The following is a 3,200-nucleotide window of genomic DNA, read 5'->3' as shown; positions in this document are numbered from 1 at the left end:
GAGGCTTGTAGTCCGGCCAGCCATGATGATCAGCATAGAGCCTCCCGATCGCAGCTACGCCGCTTGCGCTTCTCAAAAACATATTCGAGGTCGAACCGTTCTTACATCACAACGAATAGGATTGCTCAGTCAAAGCCACCGACATGCTTATCCTTCTGATGCTGTCAATCGAACGCATGGTTTGCCGCAGATCGGCGCCACCACTGATCTATCGGATCGCGCGCACCCACCCACAGCGACGCTGCGGGTGCTACGCCGTAGTACCGGCCGACCATCCGATTTTGCGGTTGCAAAGGCTAGTGAGGCGACCGAAAGAGGGACCATGAAAAAATGGCGATCTTTCGTTGCCGCCGGCCTCGTCTCCCTCCTTGCGTTGGGACATCCGAGCTGGGCGCAATCCTCCCCTGCCGAACTGTACAACGACCTTTTTGAGCGCGTTCAGCTCGAAAAGCTGTTCCCCGATGGCAAGACCTTCGTCGACGCGACACCGCGATCTGACCCTGCCGCGATCATGGCGACCTATCACCAGCGGCCGCCCCAAGGCAAGGACGCGCTCAAGACGTTCGTGCTGCACCACTTCCGCGTGCCGGGCGTCAACGATCATGGCGCGTCCAACCTGCGCGTACATGTACGCACCTTGTGGCCGATGCTGGTCCGCCAGCCGGTCGAGCGGCAGGCGGGCAGTTCCGCGCTACCACTGCCCGCACCTTTCGTCGTGCCGGGCGGGCGCTTCCGCGAAATCTATTATTGGGACAGCTATTTCACCATGCTGGGCTTGGCGGTCGACGGTCAGCAGCCGCTGATCGAAAGCATGTTGGTGGATTTCACCTCTACCATCGAGATTTACGGCCATATCCCAAACGGCATGCGCAGCTATTATCTCAGCCGGTCGCAGCCGCCCTTCTACTCGCTGATGCTGGACCTGTCGAAGGATGACAGCGCCGACACCGCCACTCGTCAGTTGGCGGCGCTGCGGGCCGAACATGCCTATTGGATGAAGGGCTCATCCTGCATTAAGCCCAGCGGCGCATGCGATCGCGTCGTGCGGATGCCCGACGGCACGTTGCTCAACCGCTATTGGGACGACAAGGATACGCCCCGCGACGAATCCTATGCAGAGGATGTCGCGACCGCCGCAGAGGCGAAGGGCGACAAGGCCATCACCTATCGTCATCTGCGCGCAGGCGCGGAAAGCGGCTGGGACTTTACCTCGCGCTGGTTTGGCGACGGGCGGACGATCGCGACCATCCACACGACCGACATCGTGCCGGTGGACCTCAACAGCCTGATGCTGGCGATGGAACAGAGGATCGAGGCGCGCTGTCAAAAGGCGGGCGATAGCGCCTGCGCCACCGAATTTGCAGGGCTGGCGCGCAAGCGCAAGGCCGCTATCGACCGCTATCTGTGGGTCGGCAAGGAAGGCCGCTATGCCGACTGGGACAGTAAGGCGAAGAAGCCGACGGTCGTGCTGTCCGCCGCAACGCTCTATCCGCTGTTCGTGGGTGCGTCTTCGCCTGCGCAGGCGAGCGCAGTGGCGATGACGGTGCGCGCCAAGCTGCTGGGCAGCGGGGGGCTGCGCACCACGCCGAACAAGACCGGGCAGCAATGGGATACCCCCAATGGCTGGGCGCCGCTTCAATGGGTGGCGATTGATGGCCTGGCCCGCAACGGGCAGCAAGCGTTGGCGCGCGACATTGCCGGGCGCTGGATCGGGACGGTTGCGGTAGCCTATGCGCAGACCGGCAAGATGCTGGAAAAATATGATGTCGAGGAGCGCAAGCCGGGTGGCGGCGGCGAATATCCGCTTCAGGACGGGTTCGGGTGGACCAATGGCGTGACCAGCGCGCTGCTGGAACGATATCCCGAAATAGCGGCCGAACTGGAAAAGGCCCAGTAAGCAAACAAAAGGGGCCGGACGATCGGATGATCGCCCAGCCCCTTCTCCGTCAGCTTATCAGAAGCTGTAGGCCGCGCTGAAGCGGAAAGACCGACCTAAGATCGGACGGGCCAGGATGGTGCCTGCGCCCTGCGATCCGATGATGCGCGGATTGCCTTCGGTCAGGCCCAGTTCGTCGGTCAGGTTGTTGCCCGTCACCGCCAGCTTCAACCGCTGGTTGACGTCCACCGACACACCCGCGTCCAGCTGATAGTAATTGGGCAGCAGCTGTGCGTTCTCCGGGTCGGAGAAGCGGTCGCCCGTATATTGCAGCGTGGCGAAGATGGACGGACGGAAATCGCCTACCGTCAGTTCGTAGCTGGGCGTCACGCGCCACATCCATTTGGGCTGACGCTGCACGCGGTTACCGGTGTTGTCGATGGTACCGTTGCCGCTGAAGAAGCTACGATAGGTGCCGTCCAGATAGGTGCCTGCCGCCGCGATGCTGAAGCCCGCGAACGGACGGATCACGCCTTCCAGCTCGACGCCGGTCGCCTTTGCACCACCGACCGATTCATTGGGCACACCGTTGATGATCTGAGTCGTCGCCAGACCGTCGAACTTGTTGTGGAACATGGTCGCATAGAGGTTCAGCATCGGGGTCGACACCTTCAACCCACCTTCATAGGTGTCCACCTTCGATATGATGGTCAGCCCTTCGCGCAGATTGTCGAACTGCGGGAAGCTGTTGCCGCGGCTGTACCGGGCAAAGACGCCGATCTGGCTGGTGAAGTCGTAATTGGCGCCCGCCGTCCACGACCAGCGCGACGCGCCATAGTCGATACGGCCTGCGGCGCCCAACTGCACGGTTCGGTCGTAAAGGGTGGCGGCGCTGCCATCCTGATCGAAGGCCGCGCCGGAGGTCGCGACATCGCCCACGACTTCGTGACGCTGCCAGCGCACGCCGCCATCGACGCGCAACTGGTTTGTCACCTGAAGCTCGTCCACCGCATAGAAGGCGATGTCGCGCCCTTCATAACGGCCGTTCACCAAGAAGCTGGCGCCGGAGGTGAAGCCGTCGCGGGTCGCCACGCGACCATCGCCCAGCGTCAGGTTCAGGCGACGGGCATTGGGTTCGGCCGTCAGCAATATGTCGTTGCCCAGCGCCCAATTGTCGCGGGTGGTGTAGTTCAGGCCCAGGTGATCACCGGCGCCGATGTTGGTCACCACCGCAGTCTGGCAGCGGTCGAAGCCCAGGCCCTCGCGCAGCATGCCGCCCCGTGCAGTCTCCAGCACGGCCGCGTCCACGTCGGGGTGCATGAGC

2 protein-coding genes are annotated in these 3,200 nt (G+C 62.7%); one reads left to right on the top strand and one right to left on the bottom strand.

Annotated features, from left to right (window positions below):
• The first annotated feature begins 322 nt into the window (after nucleotides 1-322).
• A complete protein-coding gene (gene treF, locus VMR39_RS21590) occupies nucleotides 323-1,897 on the top strand; it encodes an alpha,alpha-trehalase TreF (RefSeq protein ID WP_325418963.1) in 1,575 nt (524 codons plus the stop codon).
• Nucleotides 1,898-1,954: 57 nt separating this feature from the next.
• On the opposite strand, the gene VMR39_RS21585 is transcribed toward treF, so the two are convergent.
• Nucleotides 1,955-3,200, bottom strand: a 1,246-nt coding sequence (locus VMR39_RS21585) for a TonB-dependent receptor domain-containing protein (protein WP_325418961.1), incomplete at its 5' end; no start/stop codon positions are given.

It is taken from the genome of Sphingobium sp. (genome assembly GCF_035511395.1).
Classification (GTDB): domain Bacteria; phylum Pseudomonadota; class Alphaproteobacteria; order Sphingomonadales; family Sphingomonadaceae; genus Sphingobium.
This window is presented reverse-complemented; position numbering and strand designations above follow the sequence as displayed.